Origin of the sequence: Stenotrophomonas sp. AS012628, assembly GCF_010608305.1 — a bacterium.
Classification (GTDB): domain Bacteria; phylum Pseudomonadota; class Gammaproteobacteria; order Xanthomonadales; family Xanthomonadaceae; genus Stenotrophomonas; species Stenotrophomonas geniculata.
The window spans coordinates 25,516-45,847 of sequence record NZ_VMBJ01000040.1; the positions used below are offsets into that span (position 1 = coordinate 25,516).

Annotated in this window: 21 protein-coding genes; 12 read left to right on the plus strand and 9 right to left on the minus strand. The window is 67.2% G+C overall.

The window, feature by feature from the left end; all coding sequences use genetic code 11:
- Positions 1–191 precede the first annotated feature (191 nt).
- From edd to zwf, 4 genes are read right to left on the minus strand one after another with little or no spacing between them, the layout of a single operon-like run.
- Positions 192–2,108, minus strand: coding sequence for a phosphogluconate dehydratase (edd, locus tag G5A07_RS16310; protein WP_010484327.1), 1,917 nt, complete (start codon positions 2,106–2,108; stop codon positions 192–194).
- Between the two features lie 58 nt (positions 2,109–2,166).
- Positions 2,167–2,889, minus strand: coding sequence for a 6-phosphogluconolactonase (gene pgl, locus G5A07_RS16315; RefSeq protein ID WP_191863617.1), 723 nt, complete (start codon positions 2,887–2,889; stop codon positions 2,167–2,169).
- Complete coding sequence (gene glk, locus G5A07_RS16320) at positions 2,886–3,893, minus strand: glucokinase (protein ID WP_010484331.1); 1,008 nt, start codon at positions 3,891–3,893, stop codon at positions 2,886–2,888. The genes pgl and glk overlap by 4 nt, the downstream gene beginning before the upstream one ends.
- Positions 3,890–5,326: a glucose-6-phosphate dehydrogenase gene (gene zwf / locus G5A07_RS16325; RefSeq protein ID WP_010484333.1), complete on the minus strand. Its 1,437-nt coding sequence runs from the start codon at positions 5,324–5,326 to the stop codon at positions 3,890–3,892. Before zwf ends, glk begins: the two co-directional genes overlap by 4 nt.
- A gap of 352 nt (positions 5,327–5,678) precedes the next feature.
- Here zwf and ugpC point away from each other — a divergent pair, with 352 nt between their 5' ends.
- A complete protein-coding gene (ugpC, locus tag G5A07_RS16330; RefSeq protein ID WP_010484335.1) occupies positions 5,679–6,761 on the plus strand; it encodes a sn-glycerol-3-phosphate ABC transporter ATP-binding protein UgpC in 1,083 nt (360 codons plus the stop codon).
- A 103-nt stretch (positions 6,762–6,864) separates the two neighbouring features.
- Here the strand turns inward: ugpC and G5A07_RS16335 are convergent, their stop codons facing one another.
- Positions 6,865–7,740, minus strand: a complete 876-nt coding sequence (locus G5A07_RS16335) for a folate-binding protein YgfZ (RefSeq protein WP_191863618.1) — start codon at positions 7,738–7,740, stop codon at positions 6,865–6,867.
- 39 nt (positions 7,741–7,779) lie between these two features.
- Between G5A07_RS16335 and G5A07_RS16340 the strand changes: the two genes are divergently transcribed.
- The 10 genes from G5A07_RS16340 to G5A07_RS16385 all read left to right on the plus strand — a co-directional run bounded on the left by G5A07_RS16340 (position 7,780) and on the right by G5A07_RS16385 (position 14,820).
- Positions 7,780–7,950 (plus strand): DUF1674 domain-containing protein, encoded by a 171-nt coding sequence (locus G5A07_RS16340; RefSeq protein WP_005409075.1) that lies wholly within the window; start codon positions 7,780–7,782, stop codon positions 7,948–7,950.
- Positions 7,951–8,006: 56 nt separating this feature from the next.
- A complete protein-coding gene (gene sdhC / locus G5A07_RS16345; RefSeq protein ID WP_005409076.1) occupies positions 8,007–8,399 on the plus strand; it encodes a succinate dehydrogenase, cytochrome b556 subunit in 393 nt (130 codons plus the stop codon).
- On the plus strand, positions 8,396–8,782 hold the full coding sequence (sdhD, locus tag G5A07_RS16350) for a succinate dehydrogenase, hydrophobic membrane anchor protein (RefSeq protein WP_005409077.1): 387 nt from the start codon (positions 8,396–8,398) through the stop codon (positions 8,780–8,782). Before sdhC ends, sdhD begins: the two co-directional genes overlap by 4 nt.
- Positions 8,783–8,813: 31 nt before the next feature.
- Positions 8,814–10,604, plus strand: coding sequence for a succinate dehydrogenase flavoprotein subunit (gene sdhA, locus G5A07_RS16355; RefSeq protein WP_171954149.1), 1,791 nt, complete (start codon positions 8,814–8,816; stop codon positions 10,602–10,604).
- A gap of 66 nt (positions 10,605–10,670) precedes the next feature.
- Positions 10,671–11,456 carry a succinate dehydrogenase iron-sulfur subunit gene (locus G5A07_RS16360; protein ID WP_005409079.1) on the plus strand — a complete coding sequence of 262 codons (786 nt, stop codon included), beginning with the start codon at positions 10,671–10,673 and terminating at the stop codon, positions 11,454–11,456.
- A gap of 73 nt (positions 11,457–11,529) precedes the next feature.
- The gene (locus G5A07_RS16365; RefSeq protein WP_005409080.1) at positions 11,530–11,778 is read left to right on the plus strand and encodes a succinate dehydrogenase assembly factor 2; all 249 of its coding nucleotides are present in this window, start codon (positions 11,530–11,532) and stop codon (positions 11,776–11,778) included.
- Positions 11,729–12,178, plus strand: a complete 450-nt coding sequence (locus G5A07_RS16370) for a hypothetical protein (RefSeq protein WP_029379940.1) — start codon at positions 11,729–11,731, stop codon at positions 12,176–12,178. Before G5A07_RS16365 ends, G5A07_RS16370 begins: the two co-directional genes overlap by 50 nt.
- A gap of 23 nt (positions 12,179–12,201) precedes the next feature.
- A complete protein-coding gene (locus tag G5A07_RS16375; RefSeq protein ID WP_053442825.1) occupies positions 12,202–13,443 on the plus strand; it encodes a lipoprotein-releasing ABC transporter permease subunit in 1,242 nt (413 codons plus the stop codon).
- A complete protein-coding gene (gene lolD / locus G5A07_RS16380; protein ID WP_005409083.1) occupies positions 13,436–14,149 on the plus strand; it encodes a lipoprotein-releasing ABC transporter ATP-binding protein LolD in 714 nt (237 codons plus the stop codon). Before G5A07_RS16375 ends, lolD begins: the two co-directional genes overlap by 8 nt.
- 221 nt (positions 14,150–14,370) lie before the next feature.
- Positions 14,371–14,820, plus strand: a complete 450-nt coding sequence (locus G5A07_RS16385; protein ID WP_019338334.1) for a DUF6491 family protein — start codon at positions 14,371–14,373, stop codon at positions 14,818–14,820.
- A gap of 67 nt (positions 14,821–14,887) precedes the next feature.
- Here G5A07_RS16385 and G5A07_RS16390 read toward each other — a convergent pair whose 3' ends face one another.
- The 3 genes from G5A07_RS16390 to ftsY all read right to left on the minus strand — a co-directional run bounded on the left by G5A07_RS16390 (position 14,888) and on the right by ftsY (position 17,684).
- A complete protein-coding gene (locus G5A07_RS16390; protein ID WP_019661206.1) occupies positions 14,888–15,157 on the minus strand; it encodes an oxidative damage protection protein in 270 nt (89 codons plus the stop codon).
- A gap of 5 nt (positions 15,158–15,162) precedes the next feature.
- Positions 15,163–16,287 carry an A/G-specific adenine glycosylase gene (mutY, locus tag G5A07_RS16395; protein ID WP_191863619.1) on the minus strand — a complete coding sequence of 375 codons (1,125 nt, stop codon included), beginning with the start codon at positions 16,285–16,287 and terminating at the stop codon, positions 15,163–15,165.
- Positions 16,288–16,367: 80 nt separating this feature from the next.
- A complete protein-coding gene (gene ftsY / locus G5A07_RS16400; RefSeq protein WP_191863620.1) occupies positions 16,368–17,684 on the minus strand; it encodes a signal recognition particle-docking protein FtsY in 1,317 nt (438 codons plus the stop codon).
- Between the two features lie 129 nt (positions 17,685–17,813).
- Here ftsY and G5A07_RS16405 point away from each other — a divergent pair, with 129 nt between their 5' ends.
- On the plus strand, positions 17,814–18,113 hold the full coding sequence (locus tag G5A07_RS16405) for a hypothetical protein (protein WP_191863621.1): 300 nt from the start codon (positions 17,814–17,816) through the stop codon (positions 18,111–18,113).
- Positions 18,114–18,281: 168 nt separating this feature from the next.
- On the opposite strand, the gene htpG is transcribed toward G5A07_RS16405, so the two are convergent.
- Complete coding sequence (gene htpG / locus G5A07_RS16410) at positions 18,282–20,174, minus strand: molecular chaperone HtpG (protein WP_191863622.1); 1,893 nt, start codon at positions 20,172–20,174, stop codon at positions 18,282–18,284.
- Positions 20,175–20,332 lie beyond the last annotated feature (158 nt).

The following is a 20,332-nucleotide window of genomic DNA, read 5'->3' on the forward strand; positions in this document are numbered from 1 at the left end:
CTTTGCTCTTCTTGATTCAGTGGCCGCAGCGCAGATGACGCGCCGGGAATTGTCCAAGGGCAGTAGAGCGCCCTGGCCGGGACCGTGAGCGGCATGGATGCCGCGATCGAGCCCCCATGGATGGGTTTACGGCGTGTCCGGGCCAGGGCGCTCTACTGCCCAGGCCGGGAAGCCTGCCGCGGCTTTTCGCTTCAGGCGTCCTTCGCCTCATGCGGTGCCGCCGCCGCCGCGGCATCATGCCCCAGCTCGTACTCCGCGTCGTAATCCCACGGCCCACCATCGGCCGCCGCCGGTCCACACGAAATCGAAATCGCCCCCTGGTCGGCCGGACCCACCATGCGACGGTTGATCGCAAACAGATTGCGGCCCAGGTCATGCGCGGCCGGCGCGGTGTTCGGCGCCAGCGGACGTGCTGCCCATTCCGCCGCATCCACCAGCACTTCCAGCGTGCCGGCCTCGCCATCCAGGCGGATCATGTCGCCTTCGCGCACTTTGGCCAGCGGGCCACCGCGCGCCGCTTCTGGCGTCACGTGGATCGCCGCCGGAATCTTGCCCGAGGCGCCGGACAGGCGGCCGTCGGTGACCAGTGCCACACGCCGGCCCTGGTTCTGCAGCAGGCCCAGCAGCGGCGCCAGCGAATGCAGTTCGGGCATGCCGTTCGCACGCGGGCCCTGGTATCGCACCACCGCCACAAAATCCTGCGGCAGCAGGCCACCGGCGTGCAGCTTGTTCAAAACCTGTGGTGCATCCACCACCACCGCCGGTGCTTCGATCGTGCGGTACTGCGGCTTCACCGCCGACAGCTTGATCAGCGACTTGCCCAGGTTGCCGCGCAGCAGGCGCAGGCCGCCTTGGTGTTCGAACGGGTTGTCGACACCGCGCACTACTTCGTCATCGGCGCTGCGTTCCAGGCCCGGCAGATAGACCAGCTGGCCGTCGCGCAGCTGCGGCTCGCGCGCATAGTCGGCCATGCCGCCACGCGCGACGCTCACGAGGTCGCCGTGCATCAGGCCCGCCTTGATCAGCTCGCCGAACACGAACGCCGGGCCGCCGGCCGCAGCGAAGCGGTTCACGTCGGCGTCGCCGTTCGGATAGACGCGGGCCAGCAGCGGGATCAGCTGCGACAGCTCGTCGAAGTCGTCCCAGGTCAGCACGATGCCGGCGGCGCGTGCCACGGCGATCCAATGGATGGTGTGATTGGTCGACCCACCGGTTGCCATCAGCGCGATGACCGCGTTGATGATCGCGCGCTCGTCGATGATCCGGCCCAGCGGACGGAAGTCATCGCCCAGCGCGGTGATGTCCAGCGCACGTTCGGTGGCTTCGCGGGTCAGTGCATCACGCAGCGGCGTGCCCGGGTTGACGAACGACGCACCCGGCAGCTGCACGCCCATCGCTTCCAGCAGCACCTGGTTGGAATTGGCGGTGCCGTAGAAGGTGCAGGTGCCAGCGCCATGGTACGACGCGGACTCGGCTTCCAGAAGCTCTTCGCGGGTCGCTTCGCCGGCGGCGTAGCGTTCGCGCACTTCGGCCTTCTGCTTGTTCGGAATGCCCGGGGTCATCGGGCCGGCCGGCACGAACACCGCCGGCAGGTGGCCGAAGGCCAGTGCACCGATCAGCAGGCCCGGCACGATCTTGTCGCACACACCGAGGTAGACGGTGGTGTCGAACATGTCGTGGCTGAGCCCGATGGCGGTCGCCTGTGCGATCACATCGCGCGAGAACAGCGACAGTTCCATGCCGCCTCGGCCCTGGGTGACGCCGTCGCACATCGCCGGCACGCCGCCGGCCACCTGTGCGGTGGCGCCCAGCTCGCGGGCGATCTCGCGGATCTGCTCGGGATAGGTCTCGAACGGCTGGTGCGCCGACAGCATGTCGTTGTACGCGGTGATGATGCCCAGGTTCGGCGTCACGCCACCGCGCAGGCGGCTCTTGTCGGTGCCGCCGCAGGCGGCGAATCCGTGGGCGAGGTTGCCGCAGCTCAGGCGGCTGCGGAACGGGCCCTCACGCAGGGAGGCATCGATCGCGGCCAGATAGGCGGCACGCGAGGCGGCGCTGCGGCGGATGACACGCTCAGTGATGGCTTGCAGTTGCGGATGGAGGCTCATTGGCTACCGGCGTTCGTGGTGGCGAGAGGCAAGCGGCGGCGCGGCGCCGCCGCCGACATCAATCAGCCCAGTGCACGCGCAGGCGCGCGCCGTCCAGGTTGATTGCATTGAGGATCGGGTACTGCTGGGCGTCGTTGCTGTCCAGCGCCTGGCGCAGCACCTGCAGCTTCTGCTTGCCGCGCAGCAGCAGCAGGCGCTGGCGGCACTGGCCCAGCCCGTGCGGGGTCAGCGTGATGCGCAGCGGCCACTGGTTCGCGCCCGGGCAGCCGGTGGCGTCCAGTGCCGCGTAGGGCAGGGTGCTTTCCAGTGCGCGGGCCAGGTCCTTCGAGCCCGGGAACAGCGAGGCGGTGTGGCCGTCGTTGCCCATGCCCAGTGCCACCAGGCTCGGCGGCTGGCTGTGCTGGGCCTGCAGGTTGGCGGTGTAAACGCATTCCGGCAGCGGCTTTCCGATCCGTACCAGCGGATCGAAATGCGCACCTTCGGCGCGCTTGAGCAGGTGCTCGCGCACCAGCCAGGCGTTGCTGTCGCGATCCTGCGGCGACAGCCAGCGCTCGTCGGCCAGGCTCACTTCCACCCGGTCCCAGTGCACGTCCAACTCGGCCAGCGCCTGGTAGACCGGCGCCGGCGTGGTGCCGCCGGACAACAGGATGCGGGCGCGGCCCACTTCGTTGATGTCGTGGTTGAGGGTCTGCGCCATATCGGCGGCCACTGCCTCGATCCAGCCGTCGGCATCGCCGTGGCTGATGAACTCGATGCGGTCGTCGTGGAAGGTGGGACTCATGCGGCAACTCCAGGTGCGTCACGTTCGGCGTCGGCTGCATAGGCGGCGGCGCCCAGCAATCCGGCGTGGGGATGCATCACGGCCAACGAGGGAACGCGCGCCATGATCGAAGAGAACCGCCCCTTGTGTTCGAAGCGCTGGCGGAAACCAGAGTGCTGCAGCGAATCGAGCATCTTCGGAGTCAGACCGCCGGTCAGGAACACGCCATCCCAGGCACCCTGGGTCAGTACCAGGTCGCCGGCAATGGCGCCGAACACCGCGCAGAACACGTCCACGGTGCGCATTGCCTGCGGATCGCCATGCAGGGCACGGGCGGTCACGTCCACCGGCTGCAGCTGGCCGGGATCGATACCGGCCATCTCGCACACCGCGCGATGGATGTTGACCAGGCCCGGGCCGCAGATCAGTCGCTCGTTGGAGACGCGGCCGAACTGCTCGGACAGGATTTCCAGGATGCGGATCTCCTCCGGAGTTCCCGGCGGGAAGCTGACATGGCCGCCTTCGGTTTCCAGCGGATAGCAGCGTCCGTGGCGCAGGATCAGGCCACCGACACCCAGGCCGGTACCCGGGCCGATCACCGCGTAGTTGCGCGGCTGGCCCGGCTTGCCCGGCACCCAGGCGGCACCACCGACCTGGACCACGTCATCGGGCTGCAGCAGTGAAATCGCCATCGCCTGTGCGGCGAAATCGTTGATCAGGTGCAGTTCGTCGAACCCGAGCATCGCTGCGGTGCGGCTGCGCGAGATCACCCACGGATGGTTGGTGATGCGCGCTTCGTCACCATCAACGCGACCGGCCACTGCGAACACGCCGCGGCTGGCGGTGGCGCCGATCTGTTCCAGATGGTGGCGCGCGGCATCACCCAGCGATGGGAACTCCGCCACCGCGTACTCGCGGATGCTGTCCTTCTGCAGCGGTGCGTCCTGCGAGGTGTCGGCCAGGGCGAAGCGGGCGTTGGTGCCGCCGATGTCGGCGACCAGCACCGGCTGCGAGCTGGCACTCATGCCGAGGCTCCGCTGTCCGGCGCGTCCACGCCCTGCGGCAGGAACTCGCCCGCATTGCTCGGGCCCCATTGGCCGGCGGGGTAGGGCTCCAGCGGCAGCTTGGCGTCCTTCCAGGCATCGGCCACGCTGTCGATCCACGCCCAGGCGGCGCGCACTTCGTCATCGCGCACGAACAGCGTGTGGTTGCCGTTGAACGCATCCAGGAACAGGCGCTCGTACGCGATGCGGCGGTGCAGGCCGGTCGGCACCGACAGCTCCAGCTCCAGCGGGTGCAGTTCCAGCGCGCCCCATTCCGGGCCGGCCAGGCTGCTCATCAGGCCCAGTTCGATGTTTTCCTGCGGCTGCAGCTGGAACACCAGGCGGTTTGGTGCGGCCTGCGCGCGCTGCGGGCGCTCGAACAGCCAGTGGGTGACCGGCTTCAGCGTGACCACCACGCGGGTGGTGCGCTCGGGCAGGCGCTTGCCGGTGACCAGGTGGAACGGCACGCCGCTCCAGCGCCAGTTGTCGATGTGCGCGGTGACACCGGCGAAGGTCTCCACGTCGCTGCCTTCCGGCGGCTGGTAGGCCTGTGCCGGCTGGCCGTTGATGGTGCCGGCGGTGTAGCGGCCGCGGATGCTGTCACGCGCGGCGTGCTTGGCATCAAGCGGACGCAGGGCGCGCAGCACCTTGACCTTCTCGTCGCGGATGCGGTCGGCTTCCAGCGACGCCGGCGGTTCCATCGCCACCATGCACAGCAGCTGCAGGATGTGGCTCTGCACCATGTCGCGCAGCGCGCCGGAGCGGGCGTAGTAGGCGTCGCGGCCATCCACGCCTTCGCTCTCGGCCACCAGGATGTGCACCGATTCGATGTAGTTGCGGTTCCACACTGCCTCCAGCAGCGTATTGCCGAAGCGCAGCGCGATCAGGTTCTGCACTGCCGCCTTGCCCAGGTAGTGGTCGAGGCGGAACACGCGGTCCTCGTCGATCCACTGGCCGATGGTGCTAATGATTTCCTCGGCGCTCTCGCTGTCGCTGCCGATCGGCTTCTCCAGCATCAGGCGTGCCGGTGCGGCAAGTGCGCCGCCCTTGGCCAGGCCTTCGCAGGTGGAGATGTACAGGCCCGGCGGGATGGCCAGGTAGCTGACGCACTTGCGGTGCACCAGGTCGGAGACCGCGGCGGCAACCGAGTCGACGTCGCGCAGGTCCACCGAACGGTAGTCGATGCGGCGCAGCAGGGCGCTGATGTCGTCCTGCGTGGCCATCGGCATGGCCTGCTGCAGGCGCGGCCGCAGGATGTCATGGAAGGCTTCGGTGTCATGCCCGGACAGGGCCAGCGCACGGATGCGGAAGTCCTCCGGCAGCAGGCCGTCGCCAAGCAGGCGAAGCAGCGAAGGGAACAGGTAGCGCTGGGCCAGATCACCTGTGGCACCGAACAGGAAGAGGGTGTCGTGCATCGCTCGAGTTTCAGATCCGGGTGACATCGTTGTCAATCGCTTCATGGCTGGGTTCGGGGGACATCCGCGCAACTGCCTGTCCGAGGTTCGTCAGGGGCGATCTCCGGGGTGGCGGAAGACCGTTCCATTCGAAACCACTGCCGCGGCGGAAGCTTCGTTCAACCGCCGACGCAGATCGGTGCGCACCGATCATCGGATAGTGCCACGTGAAAACGTTTACATGGCAGAATGGGCAACTGTATTCGATTGCAGTGCTCGCCGTCATGCGGCAAGCGCGCAATCATCACTGCCATCGGGAGGGCCGAGGCAGTCCCAAAAGACAGCCCGGCTTCGGGCGGACCGGATAGGTGATATGGCAAAAGTGCAGTTGCAGGGTGTGCGCAAGGTCTATGACAACGGCCAGGTCGCGGTGAAGGACGCCAGCTTCGAGGTCGCCGATGGCGAGCTGATGGTGCTGGTCGGTCCGTCCGGCTGTGGCAAGTCGACCCTGCTGCGGATGGTGGCTGGCCTTGAAGAAATCAGCGGCGGCACGCTGACCATCGGTGATCGCGTGGTCAACGACGTGGCGCCGAAGGACCGCGACATCGCCATGGTCTTCCAGAGCTACGCGCTGTACCCGCACATGACCGTGGCCGAGAACCTGGCCTTCGGCCTGAAGCTGCGCGGGCATGACAAGGCGACCATCGACAAGCGCATCGCCGAGGCGGCGCAGACGCTGGGCCTGACCGAGATGATGGACAAGCTGCCCAAGGCGATGTCCGGTGGCCAGCGCCAGCGTGTTGCGCTGGGCCGTGCACTGGTGCGCGAGCCGGCGGTGTTCCTGCTCGACGAACCGCTGTCCAATCTGGATGCCAAGCTGCGCCATAGCGTGCGCACCGAAATCGCGCAGCTGCACCGCAAGCTGGGCACCACCATGATCTACGTGACGCACGACCAGGTTGAAGCGATGACCTTGGGCCAGCGCATCGTGGTGCTGAAGGACGGCATCATCCAGCAGATCGATACGCCGATGGCGCTGTACGACCGCCCGGCCAACCTGTTCGTGGCCGGCTTCCTCGGCAGCCCGGCGATGAACGTGCTGCGTGGCACGCTGCAGGGCGACGCCGGTGGCGTGACCGTGGTCGACGGCGAATGGCGTGCACCGCTGGGCCAGGCCACGATCGATCCAGCGTGGTTGCAGAAGCCGATCGCGGTGGGTGTGCGGCCGGAGCACCTGCAGCCGGCGGCCGCCGATGATGCGCATGCGTTCACTGCGCGCATCGAAGGCATTGAGCCGGTCGGCAACGAGATCTTCGTCAACCTCAGCAGTGGCCAGCATGCGCTGACCATGCGCGTGGCGCCGCAGGCGCTGCCGGCGGTGGGCGAGCAGATCCGCGTGGCGATCCACCCGCAGGGGTTGCATTTCTTCAACCCGGAAACCGGCGAGCGGCTCTGACTCTGTAGAGCCGAACCCACGCTCGGCTGCTTCGTTGCAGTGCGGACCAACGGTCCGCACCCGCCATGGCGGCGGTAGCGCCGGGCCGTGCCCGGCGTGAACCTCAGCGCGCCAATCCATCCAGTAGCGGCACACGCTGCGCCACCGCACCACCCACCTGCAGCTCGGCGTCGCTGGCCTCCAGCGGCAGCACCGCCAGCGCCAGCTCACCGGCCACGCTGGCAATCGTGCCCAGCGCTGCGCCGTCCTGCTGCACGCCATCGCCGGCCTGCGCCGGTGCTGCGGCATGCAGCAGCTGCACCGCGCGCTTGGCCTTGCCGAGGAAGTGGGTGCGCGCGACGATTTCCTGGCCGGGATAGCAGCCCTTCTTCACGCTGTAGCCGTTCAGGCGGTCCAGGCCCAGCTGCTGGGGGGTCCACACTTCGCGCTGGCTTTCTTCCAGTCGCGGCAACCCGTAGCGCAGGTCGGCCTGGCGCCAGGCCAGGGCGAAAGCGGCCTCATCGGTTTCGCTGCCGGCGGCAAAGGCATCAGCTGCGCCAATGCGCAGGCTGCGCGGCAGCGCATCGCTGCCCAGGTCAAGTTCCCAGCCGTCCGCAGCGGCGTGCGCAATCGCGGCGCCGCTGGCGGCTTCGGGCGCGGTGAAGGCGCCGGCCACCGCCAGATCGCTGCGCACCTGCACCTTCACCTTGCGACGGAACACGAAGCGCTGCAGTTGCGACGCAATCGCATCGGCATCGCCGTCGGCCAGCACCAGCATCACGTGGTCGTCGGCCAGCCGAAGCAGCTGGAACACCGCCAGGGTGCGGCCTTTTGCGCTCAGCCAGGCGCTCCACTGCCAGTGCAGCAGGGGCAGGGCAGTGACGTCGCCGCTGAACTGGGCGTGGGCGAAAACGGCCGCATCCGTGCCCTGCAGGCTCAGCAACTGGTGGCCGGGCAGGCGCGGATATCCGACGAAAGCAGGGGGCAGGTTGTCAGGCACGTGAACGAGGTCTAAAATTTGTGCGTTGCGAGACCGAACATGATAGGCCAAACAACCCCCACTCCCGACGACGAATCTGAAGCCCCGCTGGTCCCCGCGGCACCCGTGCCCGTGGAACAGGAAAAAGCAGAGGAATTCGGCGGCCGCGGCGGACTTGATCCGGTGCGGTATGGCGATTGGGAGAAAAACGGACGCTGCATCGATTTCTGATCAGCATTGAGCCAACGCGGCCGTGTGCCGCCCAGCCGAGACAACGAGCCCAGCGAATGGCGACCAGACAACGCCCACTTTCCCCGCACCTTCAGGTGTATCGCTGGCAGATTCAGATGGCCACCTCGATCCTGCATCGAGCCACTGGCGTCTTTCTGTCTGTTGGTGCCCTCATCATCGCCGCCGGCCTGCTGGCCCTGATGATGGGGCCCGAGTCCTGGAACTGCTTCACCGGCCATGCCGGGGCCTGGTATGGCCGCGTGTTCCTGTTCGCGTGGACATGGTCGTTCGCCTATCACCTGTGCAATGGCATCCGCCACGTGGTGCAGGACTTCGCTATCGGCTTCAGCATCCCCGCCTTCATCCGCAGCAGCTGGCTGTCGGTCACCGGCAGCCTGGTGATCACCCTGCTGGTGTGGGCCTATGTGATGTTCGGAGGTGCCGCGTGAGCAAGTTCCGTACCCCGCTGAAGAACGTGCGCGGCCTTGGCTCGGCCAAGACCGGCACCGAGCACTTCGTGCACCAGCGCCTGACCGCCGCCGCGCTCGTGGTGCTGGGCATCTGGTTCCTGGTCTTCGTGCTGGGCCTGCTGGGCTCGGACTACGCGACCGCCGCCGCCGCCGTGGCCAAGCCGTGGAACGCAGTGCCGCTGATCGGCCTGCTGATCGCCATGTTCTGGCACGCGCAGCTCGGCATGCAGGTCGTGCTGGAAGACTACATCCACGAATCGCTGCTGGCCCTGGTGCTGCAGACCGCGGTGAAGTTCGTCGCCGTGCTCGGCATGATCGTCAGTGTGTTTGCGGTGGGCCGCATCGCCCTCGGCGTTGCCTGAGCCCAGGCACCAACACAGGAATCCAGATTAGATGTCCGCTTACAAGATCACCGAACACAAGTACGACATGGTCGTGGTCGGCGCCGGCGGCGCCGGCCTGCGCGCCACGTTCGGCCTGGCCGCCAAGGGCCTGCAGACCGTGTGCCTGACCAAGGTCTTCCCGACCCGTTCGCACACCGTTGCCGCCCAGGGCGGTATCTCGGCCGCACTCGGCAACATGGGCGAGGACGACTGGCGCTACCACTTCTTCGACACCATCAAGGGGTCGGACTGGCTGGGCGACCAGGACGCGATCGAATACATGTGCCGTGAGGCCATCCCGGCCATCATCGAACTCGAACACTACGGCGTGCCGTTCTCGCGCACCGCCGAAGGCAAGATCTACCAGCGCCCGTTCGGTGGCATGACCACCAAGTACGGCGAAGGCCCGGCGGCGCAGCGTACCTGCGCGGCGGCCGACCGTACCGGCCACGCGATGCTGCACACCCTGTACCAGCAGTCGCTGAAGCACGACGCGCGCTTCATGATCGAGTACTTCGCGCTCGACCTGATCTTCGACGACGAAGGCGCCTGCCGCGGCGTGCTGGCCCTGGACATGTCCGACGGCACGCTGCACCTGTTCCGCGCCCAGGGCGTGGTGCTGGCCACCGGCGGCTACGGCCGTGCCTACTTCAGCGCCACCTCGGCGCACACCTGCACCGGCGACGGTGGCGGCCTGGCCATGCGCGCCGGCATCGCCATGCAGGACATGGAGTTCGTGCAGTTCCACCCGACCGGCATCTACGGCGCCGGTTGCCTGATCACCGAGGGTGTCCGCGGTGAAGGTGGCATCCTGCGCAACAGCAGCGGCGAGCGCTTCATGGAGCGCTACGCACCGCACTACAAGGATCTGGCCTCGCGCGACGTGGTCAGCCGTTCGATGACCATCGAGATCCGCGAAGGCCGCGGCGTCGGCGAGCACAAGGATCACATCCTGCTCGACCTGACCCACCTCGGCCCGGGCGTGATCGACGACAAGCTGCCGGGCATCGCCGAAAGCGCCCGCATCTTCGCCGGCGTCGACGTGCACAAGCAGCCGATCCCGGTCATCCCGACCGTGCACTACAACATGGGCGGCATCCCGACCAACTACCACGGCGAAGTGGTGCAGAAGGTCGGCGACAACGACAATGCCGTAGTGCCGGGCCTGTACGCGATCGGTGAAGCGGCCTGCGTCTCCGTGCACGGCGCCAACCGACTGGGCTCGAACTCGCTGCTGGACCTGGTGGTGTTCGGCCGTGCGGTGGCCAACCGCTGCGCCGAGACCATCAAGCCGGGCGCGTCGCACAAGCCGCTGGCGTCTGATGCCTGCGACAAGGCGCTGGGCCTGCTGGACAAGCTGCGCCACGCCAACGGCGATACCCCGACCTCGGTCATCCGCGATCGCATGCAGCGCACCATGCAGGCCGACGCCGCCGTCTTCCGCACCAGCCAGACGCTGAAGGAAGGCTGCGAGAAGATGGACAAGATCTTCGATTCGTTCCAGGACGTGAAGGTCTCCGACCGTTCGCTGGTGTGGAACTCGGACCTGATCGAGACCTACGAGCTGAACAACCTGCTGCTCAACGCGGTGGCGACGATCAACTCGGCCGAACAGCGCAAGGAAAGCCGCGGCGCGCATGCGCACGAGGACTTCCCGGACCGCGACGACGTCAACTGGCAGAAGCACACCCTGGTCAGCGTCGACGAGAAGGGCAAGTGCAGCTTCGACTACCGTCCGGTGCACATGTACACGTTGACCGACGACGTGTCCGTGGTGCCGCCGAAGCCGCGCGTGTACTGATCCGACCCCGCCTACCATGCAATCCGCGCCCAAGGGCGCGGGCCGCCTGAGCCAACGAGAGCAGCCATGGCCGAGTTTTCACTCCCCAAGAATTCCAAGATCACGAAGGGCAAGCACTTCCCCGTCAAGAACGGCGGCAAGAACGTGCGCACCTTCAAGATCTACCGCTGGAGTCCGGACGACGACAGCAACCCGCGCACCGATACCTATGAAGTCGATCTGGACGCCTGTGGCCCGATGGTCCTGGACGCACTGATCAAGATCAAGAACGAGATCGATCCGACCCTGACCTTCCGCCGCTCCTGCCGCGAAGGTATCTGTGGTTCGTGCGCGATGAACATCGACGGCACCAATACCCTGGCCTGCACCCGAGCCATCTCGGACTGCGGCAAGAAGGAAGTGCCGATCTACCCGCTGCCGCACATGAACGTGGTCAAGGATCTGGTTCCGGACCTGACCCACTTCTACGCGCAGTACGCCTCGATCAAGCCGTGGATCCGCACCCAGACCCCGGCACCGCCGGACCGCGAGCGCCTGCAGTCGCCGGAAGACCGCAAGAAGCTGGACGGCCTGTACGAGTGCATCCTGTGCGCCTGCTGCTCGACCAGCTGCCCGAGCTACTGGTGGAACGGCGAGCGTTACCTGGGCCCGGCGATCCTGCTGCAGGCCTACCGCTGGATCATCGATTCGCGCGATGAGGACACCGGTGCGCGCCTGGACGACCTGGAAGATCCGTTCAAGCTGTACCGCTGCCACACCATCATGAACTGCGCCCGGACCTGCCCGAAGGGCCTGAACCCGGCGTTGGCGATCGCCGAGATCAAGAAGCTGATGATGGAACGCCGCGCCTGATACGGCGCAGGGTAGTTGCATGACCCCAGTAGAGCCACGCCATGCGTGGCTTTGCTGTGTCTGGAGAAGCACGATGGAAGAAGACGTTCTGCTGAAGAAGCTGCGCTGGCGCTGCCGCCGCGGCATGCGCGAGCTGGACCAGCTGTTCGGGCGCTACCTCGACCACGAATGGAGCACTGCGCCGACCGAAGAGCGCGAGGTTTTCCTGTTCCTGCTCGACTGCGAGGACGATAAGTTGTGGCGCTGGTTCATGGGTTATGAGGCCTGCCCGCATGCGCACGCAATCCCCCTCATGCAGAAGATCCTCGCCCTCAAGCCTTGAGTGGCGGCCCTCACGGCTGCAGGCCGCCGCCCAGCTGGCGGTGCTGCTGGCCGCACCCTGGCTGCTGCGCGCATCGGATCTGCCGCCGCGGCTGTTGATGCCCGCGGTGTTGCTGGCCTGGGGCATCGGGTTGGCCGAACTGGCCTGGCGCCAGCGCAGGCCACGCGTGCAGGTGCTTCTGCCGGTACCGTCCGAGCCGCTGCAGGTGGCCGGGCAGGACGTCGATGCGCCACAACTGGTCGTGCGCGGCCCCTGGCTGCTGTTGCTGTGGCGTGAGGATCGGCGCCGACGGCGCCTGCTGTTCTGGCCGGATGTGCTCGATTCCGGGCAGCGACGTGAACTGCGACTGGCCGTCGCCGCACGCAGCGTTTCCCGTCGGCCCCGGTCGATGGCACCATAAGCTGAATTGACCGGCGTGCCTGCATGTTCAAACCCATCCCCGTGGCCATCGGCCTGCGCTACCTGCGCGCCAAGCGCCGCAACGGCTTCATCTCCTTCATCTCGATGGCATCGATCCTGGGCATCGCGCTCGGCGTCACGGTGCTGATCACCACCCTGGCGGTGATGAGCGGTTTCCAGAAGGAAATCCGCAGCCGCCTGTTGCAGATGACCGCGCACACCACCATCAGCCGTGACGGCGAGCCGATGCCGGACTGGATGCGGGTGGTCGACGTGGCCAACAAGGATCCGCGCGTGGCCGGTGCCGCGCCGTACATCGAGATCCAGTCGATGATCAGCGGTCCGCGCGTGCAGGGTGCGATCATCCAGGGCATCGATCCGGCGCTGGAGCCGAAGGTGTCGGTGATCGACAAGAAGATCACCAAGGGCAGCTATGACAGCCTCACGCCGGGCAGCTTCAACGTGCTGCTGGGCAAGGAGCTGGCGCTCTGGCTGGGCGTGGACGTCGGCGACCAGGTGCTGGTGACCTTTGCAGAAGTGCAGGGCACGCCTGCCGGCGCGGTGCCACGGATGAAGCGCTTCACCGTCAGCGGCATCTTCGAGGCCGGCTACAACGAGGTCGATCGTGGCGTCGGCTTTGCCAACATGCAGGACCTGGAGCGCGTGCTGCGCAGCGATGGTGCCACCGGCGTGCGCCTGAAACTGCACGACATGGACCGCTCGCTGGAAGTGGGCGTGGACCTGGCGCAGAGCCTCGGCGGTGCTTACCGCGTGAGTGACTGGACCCAGCAGAACGCCAACCTCTACCACTCGCTGCGCATGGAGAAGGTGGTGATGGGCATCCTGCTGTCGCTGATCATCGCCATGGGTGCCTTCAACCTGGTGTCCTCGCAGGTCATGCTGGTGACCGACAAGCAGGCCGACATCGCCATCCTGCGCACCCTTGGCCTGACTCCTGGCGGGGTGATGCAGGTGTTCATGGTGCAGGGTTCGCTGATCGGTATCTTCGGCACGCTGGCCGGCCTGATCGGCGGCATTACCCTGACCCTCAACCTGGAGCGCATCCTCGGCGCCATCGAGAGCGTCTTCAACGTCAAGCTGCTGCCGGAGGATGTGTACTACATCACCGGCCTGCCGACCGACATGCAGACCGGCGACGTAGTGGCGATCACCGTGGTCGCGCTGCTGATGAGCTTCCTGGCCACCCTGTACCCCGCTTGGCGGGCAGCACGCACCCAGCCGGCGGAGGCCCTGCGTTATGAATAAGGTCTTCAACCGCGGCGATGAAGTGATCCGCGCCGAAGCACTGGGCAAGACCTACGCCGAAGGGCGCATGCAGACCCCGGTGTTCGATGGCCTGGACCTGACCGTGACCGCCGGCGAGACGGTGGCGATCATCGGTGCCTCCGGCGCCGGCAAGAGCACGCTGCTGCACCTGCTGGGTGGCCTGGACATTCCCACCGCCGGCGAGGTCTATGTGACCGGCCAGCGCATGTCGGCGCTGTCGGACACCGCGCGCGGCCTGCTGCGCAACCAGGCGCTGGGCTTCGTCTACCAGTTCCATCACCTGCTGCCGGAGTTCACCGCGCTGGAAAACGTGATGATGCCGGTACTGCTGGCTGGCACTGCGGTCGCAGAAGCGAGCAGCCGGGCCACCACGCTGCTGGAAGCGGTCGGCCTCGGCCATCGCCTGGACCACAAGCCGGGCGAGCTGTCCGGTGGTGAGCGCCAGCGTGCTGCGGTGGCGCGGGCACTGGTCAATCATCCGGCCTGCGTGCTCGGTGACGAGCCGACCGGCAACCTGGATGACCGCACCGCTGCAACGGTGTTCGAGCTGATGCTGGAGCTGAATCGTGCACGTCACACCAGCCTGGTGCTGGTAACCCATGACCGCAGCCTGGCGCGTCGCCTGGACCGGGTGCTGGAACTGCGCGAAGGGCGCCTGCACGCACTGGCCCACGCCGACGTCTGAGCGGTCGGACGGACTCTGGTAGAAGCCGGCCTTGGTCGGCTGCTCCTGCAGGGCAAGCGCCAACCAAGGTTGGCGACTACCGGAATCCGACGTTCTGGACCCGCTTTGGCAGAGGTCGACCTTGGTCGACCGCCGACCGGCGCCTGAATGGGGCCGTCGGCCGTCGCGCCGGCATTGCCAGGCCAGGCGCATGATGGCGACAGTTCCCCGAGGAGATCGCCATGAAGACCCCGCTTCTGCTGGCCGGCCTCTGCCTGGCCCTGGCCGCCTGTGCCACCACCGGCCGGCTCAGCAGCGCCGAGAAGCTTGACCTTTACCGTGCCCACGCCGGTGCGCCGCAGAACGACATGCAGTTCTTCGGCACCCTCAATGGCTGGACCGAGCTGGGTGACAGCGCGCTGGCGGTGTGGACGCGTCCCAGCGAGGCCTACCTGCTGGAGCTGAGAGGCCCCTGCCAGGACCTGCCGTATGCCACCGCCATCGGCCTGACCAGCCAGATGAACCGTGTCTCGGCGCGCTTTGACAAGGTGCTGGTGCGCGACCCCACCGGCGGCCCGCGCATGCCGTGCTTCATCAACAGCATCCGCAAGCTGGACGTGAAGGCGCTGCGTGCTTCCGAACAGGAGCTGCGCCAGGCGCAGGTGCAGGAGCGCGAGGAATCCGGGAAATAAACGGGTAGCGCCGGGCCATGCCCGGCGGATGCCTGGACGCCGGGCATGGCCCGGCGCTACCGGCAGGTCAGGCTTCCGGAACGAAGCCTGCGGGCTTCTCCGCGTCCTTCTCGAACAGGAACTTGACCAGTTCGCCTTCAAGGAACGCGCGATGCTCCGGCGTGCGCGGTGACAGCCGGTTCTCGTTGATCAGCATGGTCTGGTGCGCCAGCCACGCGGCCCAGGCCTGCTTGCCGATGTTGTTGAAGATGCGCTGGCCCAGCTCACCGGGGTAGGGCACGAAGTCCAGACCCTCGGCATCGCGTTGTTCGTACTGGCAGAAGACGGTTCGGGGCATGGCACTCACTCGTGGTTGCGGGATTTCTTGGAGGTTCGTTTCGGCGTCTTGATCGTGGCGCCATCGAGCAGCTTGCGGATCGGCGCCGGAAGGCCCAGCGCGGGCAGTTCGTCGGCAGCCACCCAGCGCAGCGTGGGTTCTTCCACGCGCAGGCCGTGCACCTGCCGCGACAGTACCTGCAGGTGCAGCTTGTAATGGCTGAAGGTGTGCTGCAGCACGGGCAGCTCCTCGGCGTCTTCCAGCGAACCTTCAACATGCGCATCGAACCAGTCCTGCAGCACACTGCCGGCGTCGGCCTGCGGCAGCGTCCACAGCTGCGCCCAGATGCCGGTGTCCGGCCGCTTCTGCAGCAGCACGCGCTGCTGGGCGTCGCGCAGCAGCAGGGCCACTGCTTCGCGCTCGGGCAGGGTCTTGCTGGGCTTGGGCGTGGGTAGTTCAGCAGTGCGGCCTTCGCGGCGCGCCACGCACGCGTCCTGCAGCGGACAGATCACGCAGGCCGGTTTGGCGCGGCTGCATACGGTCGCGCCCAGATCCATCTGTGCCTGGGTGTAGTCGGCCATGCGCCCGGCCGGCACCTGCGCCACGTGCGCCTCGGCGATGGCCCACATCTGCTTCTCGATGGCTGGCAGGCCGGGGAAGCCCTCGACGCCGTGGTAGCGGCTGAGCACGCGCTTGACGTTGCCATCGAGGATCGCGAACGGGTCGTTCCAGGCCTGGCTGAGGATCGCGCCGGCAGTGCTGCGGCCGATGCCGGGCAGGGCGTGCAGTGCATCGAAATCGCGCGGCAGGTCGCCGTCGTGCAGTTCCACGCAGCGCTTTGCAGCGGCATGCAGGTTGCGTGCACGGGCGTAGTAGCCGAGCCCGGCCCACTGCGCCATCACCGCGTCGTTGCTGGCGGCGGCGAGGTCGGGCAGGGTCGGGAAGTGCTGCAGGAACCGCTGGAAGTACGGGATGACCGTGGCCACCTGGGTCTGCTGCAGCATGATTTCCGACAACCAGACCCGGTAGGGGCTGCGCGGATGTTGCCAGGGCAAGTCGTGGCGGCCGTGGTCGTCGAACCAGTGCAGCAGGCGGGCGACGAAGTCGTCCCGTTCTGCAGTCTCGGCGCTGGCGTGCGGCTGGCGGGGCATTGGTGTTCCCGAGGAGGGCAGCCACCTGGTAGAGCCACCCCATGGGTGGCTGCACCAGATTGCGGTGGCTGCGCGGTGTATCAGGCGCCCAGCGCTTCGGGCAGCAGGGCGTCGACGAAGGCTTCCGGGTCGAACACGCGCAGGTCTTCCGGGCGCTCGCCGATGCCGGCAAAGCGGATCGGAATGCCGAACTCGCGGGCCAGCGCGAACACCACGCCGCCCTTGGCGGTGCCGTCCAGCTTGGTCACCACCAGGCCGGTCACGTTCACTGCGGCATTGAACTGGCGCAGCTGCGACAGCGCGTTCTGGCCGGTGGTGCCGTCGATCACCATCAGCACTTCGTGCGGTGCGGTGGGGTCGATCTTGCCGAGCACGCGGCGGATCTTGCCCAGCTCGTTCATCAGGCCGGACTGGGTATGCAGGCGGCCGGCGGTATCGGCGATCAGCACCGAGGTGCCGCGGGCCTTGCCGGCCTGCAGTGCGTCGAACGCCACCGAAGCGGCATCGGCGTTCTGCCCCTGGGCGACCACGGCCACGCCATTGCGCTCGCCCCAGGCCTGCAACTGGGCCACGGCGGCGGCGCGGAAGGTGTCACCGGCGGCCAGCATCAGGCTGTGGCCTTCGTCCTTGAAGCGCTTGGCCAGCTTGCCGATGGTGGTGGTCTTGCCGACGCCGTTGACGCCGACGGTCAGCACCACGAAGGGCTTGGCAGTGCGGTCGATCACCAGCGGCTTGGCCACCGGCTGCAGGATCGCGATCAGCTCGGCGCGCAGCGCGGCCAGCAGTGCATTGGCGTCGGCGAACTCGCGCGACTTCATGCGCTTGCGCAGGCCCTCGACCAGATCGGTGGTGGCACCTACGCCGACATCTGCGGTGATCAATGCAGTTTCCAGCTCGTCGAGCAGGTCGTCGTCGAGCTTGGGATTGCGCGAGAACAGGCCACCGAAGCTGCGCGCGATGACGCTGTTGCGCAGGCGCTCGCGCCAGCCGGGCTTGCCGGCAGGCGCCGGAACGGCGTCAACCGAGGCGGCGGCAGGCAGGTCGTCGGTGACCGGTGCCGGGGTGGGCTCAGGCAGTGGTGCGGGTGCCGGTTCGATGGCCGGGGCCGCCACCGGGGCGACGTCGATCCGGGCAGCCGGTTGCGGAGCGCTCGGAGCGGGAACGACCGGAGCCGGAACCACAGGGGTAGGCTCGACAGCGACCGGAACGACGGCTACCGGCGGCGGCTCGACCGGCGCAGGCGCGGCCGGTACGGCTACCGGTGCAGGCTCTTTGTCCTCGACCGGTGCGGCCGACGGGAACGCCGCCGCCAGCTCTTCAGCCGAGTAGTGCTGGGTCTTGGGTGCCTCCGCTGCGGGGGCATCCTGGGGCTTCTTGCGGCGGAAAAAACTGAGCATTGGCAAAAGGCGCTGAAATCAGAGGGATATGCTACCACTCGGGCCTGTCGGGCCGATGTGGACTCAAGGTCGCGGCCTGCCGGCCGTTAACCGGTCCGGAGGGCTGCGCAGTGCGGCCCGGAGACCGCCATGAACAACGTGATGGGAATCGCCCTCGGCGGGATGCGTGCGGCCCAGCAGGGCGTGCAGGTGGCCGCGCACAACGTGGCCAACCTGGCGACCCCCGATGCCCGGCGCCTCCAGTTGCAGCGCAGTGCCGCCGAGCAGGGTGGGGTGCAGGCCTCGGTGATTCCCACCGGCACCGATTCCGCCGCGCCGCTGGGTGATCTTCTGGCAGCGAAAGCCGAGGTGGTGGCCTTCGCCGCCAATGCCACGGTGATCCGCCGCCAGGACCAGATGCTGGGCTCGCTGCTGGATCGCGAAGCCTGAACCCCCTCGGCAGGCGCGAACCGCCGCCCCTGGTGGCTGCCACCCCTGGTTGGCATGCTTGACCCGCCCTGGTAGGTGCCAACCTTGGTTGGCACGCTATTGGGGCGCCAACCAAGGTGGGCCTCTACCAAGGCACCGCCGGGCCATGCCCGGCGACCACCGCCTCGATCAGGCCGACAGCTCCAGCAGCAGCTTGTTCAGGCGCGCCACATAGGCGCCCGGGTCCTTCAGGCTGTCGCCGGCGGCCAGTGCGGCCTGGTCGAACAGCACCCGGCCCAGGTCGTCGAAACGTGCGCCGTCGGCTTCGGCATCCAGCTTGGCGATCAGCGGATGACCCGGGTTGATCTCCAGTACCGGCTTGCTGTCCGGCACCTTCTGCCCACTGGCTTCCAGGATCTGGCGCATCTGCAGGCCCAGGTCCTGTTCGCCGATGGCCAGCACCGCCGGCGAATCGGTCAGGCGGTGCGACACGCGCACTTCGGCCACGTCATCGCCCAGCACCGTCTTCAGGCGCTCGACCAGGCCCTGCTTGTCCTTCGCTGCCGCTTCCTGCTCCTGCTTGTCCGCTTCGGTTTCCAGCGCGCCCAGGTCGAGGTCGCCACGGGCGATGTCGACGAAGCCCTTGCCGTCGAAATCGGTCAGGTAGCCCATCAGCCACTCGTCGATGCGGTCGGTCAGCAGCAGTACTTCCACGCCCTTCTTGCGGAACACTTCAAGGTGTGGGCTGTTGCGCACCTGGCTGTAGCTCTCGCCGGTCAGGTAATAGATCTTGTCCTGGCCTTCGGTCATGCGGCCGATGTAGTCGGCCAGCGACACGGTCTGCGCATCGGCCTCGCCGCGGGTGGAGGCGAAGCGCAGCAGGCCGGCCACCTTCTCGCGGTTGTTGTAGTCCTCGGCCGGGCCTTCCTTCAGCACCTGGCCGAATTCCTTCCAGAACGTGGCGTACTGCTCCGGCTTGTCGGCGGCCAGCTTCTCCAGCATGTCCAGCGAGCGCTTGGTCAGCGCCGCCTTCATCGAATCGATGACCGGGCCGGACTGCAGGATTTCGCGCGAGACGTTCAGCGACAGGTCGTTGGAATCGACCACGCCCTTGATGAAGCGCAGGTACAGCGGCAGGAACTGCTCGGCCTGGTCCATCACGAACACGCGCTGCACGTACAGCTTCAGGCCCTTGGGCGCGTCGCGGTGGTACAGGTCGAACGGCGCGCGGCCGGGCACGTACAGCAGCGAGGTGTACTCCAGCTTGCCTTCGACCTTGTTGTGGCTCCACGCCAGCGGGTCGCTATGGTCGTGCGCCACATGCTTGTAGAACTCGGTGTATTCGGCGTCGCTGATTTCGGTGCGCGGGCGGGTCCACAGCGCGCTGGCGCGGTTGACGGTCTCCCATTCGACCGCAGCGCCTTCTTCGCCACCTTCCTTCAGCATCTGGATCGGCAGGCCGATGTGGTCCGAGTACTTCTTGAGGATGCTGCGCAGGCGCCAGCCATCGGCGAAGTCGTGCTCGCCATCCTTCAGGTGCAGGACGATGCGGGTGCCGCGCTCGGCCTTGTCGATGGTGGCGACCTCGAAATCGCCTTCGCCACGCGAGGTCCAGCGCACGCCTTCGGCTGCGGCCAGGCCGGCGCGGCGCGAGGTCACTTCGACTTCGTCGGCGACGATGAAGGCGCTGTAGAAGCCGACGCCGAACTGGCCGATCAGCTGCGAATCCTTCTTCTGGTCGCCGGACAGCTGGCGCAGGAAGTCGCCGGTGCCCGACTTGGCGATGGTGCCCAGGTGGGCGATGGCTTCGGCGCGGCTCATGCCGATGCCGTTGTCTTCGATGGTGATGGTGTGGGCGGTCGGATCGAAGCTGACGCGCACGCGCAGTTCGCTGTCGCCTTCCAGCAGGGCCGGCTGGGTCAGGGCCTCGAAGCGCAGCTTGTCGGCGGCGTCGGCGGCGTTGGAGACCAGCTCGCGGAGGAAGATTTCCTTGTTGGAGTACAGCGAGTGGATCATCAGCTGCAGCAGCTGCTTGACTTCGGTCTGGAAGCCAAGGGTTTCGGTCTGGATGGTGTCGGTCATCGATAGGGCTCCATGTGCAATGCCGCGCCAGCGCGTGCGGCCTCGCCAAGGGGTATGGCTGATTGTCCCGAAATCAAGGGGTTGGTCGGCAGGGCTTGCAGCCCTGCACCTGCAGAGGCCGAAGCAACAGCAACAGCAACAGCGGGCTATCCGTGGGA

Coding starts and splice junctions, on each gene's coding strand:
- mutY (WP_191863619.1), bottom strand. CDS start 16,287: ATGCCCCGCCAGCCGCACGCCAGCGCCGAGACTGCAGAACGGGACGAC.
- G5A07_RS16340 (WP_005409075.1), top strand. CDS start 7,780: ATGATAGGCCAAACAACCCCCACTCCCGACGACGAATCTGAAGCCCCG.
- ftsY (WP_191863620.1), bottom strand. CDS start 17,684: ATGCTCAGTTTTTTCCGCCGCAAGAAGCCCCAGGATGCCCCCGCAGCG.
- ugpC (WP_010484335.1), top strand. CDS start 5,679: ATGGCAAAAGTGCAGTTGCAGGGTGTGCGCAAGGTCTATGACAACGGC.
- edd (WP_010484327.1), bottom strand. CDS start 2,108: ATGAGCCTCCATCCGCAACTGCAAGCCATCACTGAGCGTGTCATCCGC.
- G5A07_RS16370 (WP_029379940.1), top strand. CDS start 11,729: ATGCGCACGCAATCCCCCTCATGCAGAAGATCCTCGCCCTCAAGCCTT.
- sdhA (WP_171954149.1), top strand. CDS start 8,814: ATGTCCGCTTACAAGATCACCGAACACAAGTACGACATGGTCGTGGTC.
- htpG (WP_191863622.1), bottom strand. CDS start 20,174: ATGACCGACACCATCCAGACCGAAACCCTTGGCTTCCAGACCGAAGTC.
- glk (WP_010484331.1), bottom strand. CDS start 3,893: ATGAGTGCCAGCTCGCAGCCGGTGCTGGTCGCCGACATCGGCGGCACC.
- zwf (WP_010484333.1), bottom strand. CDS start 5,326: ATGCACGACACCCTCTTCCTGTTCGGTGCCACAGGTGATCTGGCCCAG.
- G5A07_RS16375 (WP_053442825.1), top strand. CDS start 12,202: ATGTTCAAACCCATCCCCGTGGCCATCGGCCTGCGCTACCTGCGCGCC.
- lolD (WP_005409083.1), top strand. CDS start 13,436: ATGAATAAGGTCTTCAACCGCGGCGATGAAGTGATCCGCGCCGAAGCA.
- G5A07_RS16390 (WP_019661206.1), bottom strand. CDS start 15,157: ATGCCCCGAACCGTCTTCTGCCAGTACGAACAACGCGATGCCGAGGGT.
- G5A07_RS16365 (WP_005409080.1), top strand. CDS start 11,530: ATGGAAGAAGACGTTCTGCTGAAGAAGCTGCGCTGGCGCTGCCGCCGC.
- G5A07_RS16385 (WP_019338334.1), top strand. CDS start 14,371: ATGAAGACCCCGCTTCTGCTGGCCGGCCTCTGCCTGGCCCTGGCCGCC.
- pgl (WP_191863617.1), bottom strand. CDS start 2,889: ATGAGTCCCACCTTCCACGACGACCGCATCGAGTTCATCAGCCACGGC.
- G5A07_RS16405 (WP_191863621.1), top strand. CDS start 17,814: ATGAACAACGTGATGGGAATCGCCCTCGGCGGGATGCGTGCGGCCCAG.
- G5A07_RS16360 (WP_005409079.1), top strand. CDS start 10,671: ATGGCCGAGTTTTCACTCCCCAAGAATTCCAAGATCACGAAGGGCAAG.
- sdhC (WP_005409076.1), top strand. CDS start 8,007: ATGGCGACCAGACAACGCCCACTTTCCCCGCACCTTCAGGTGTATCGC.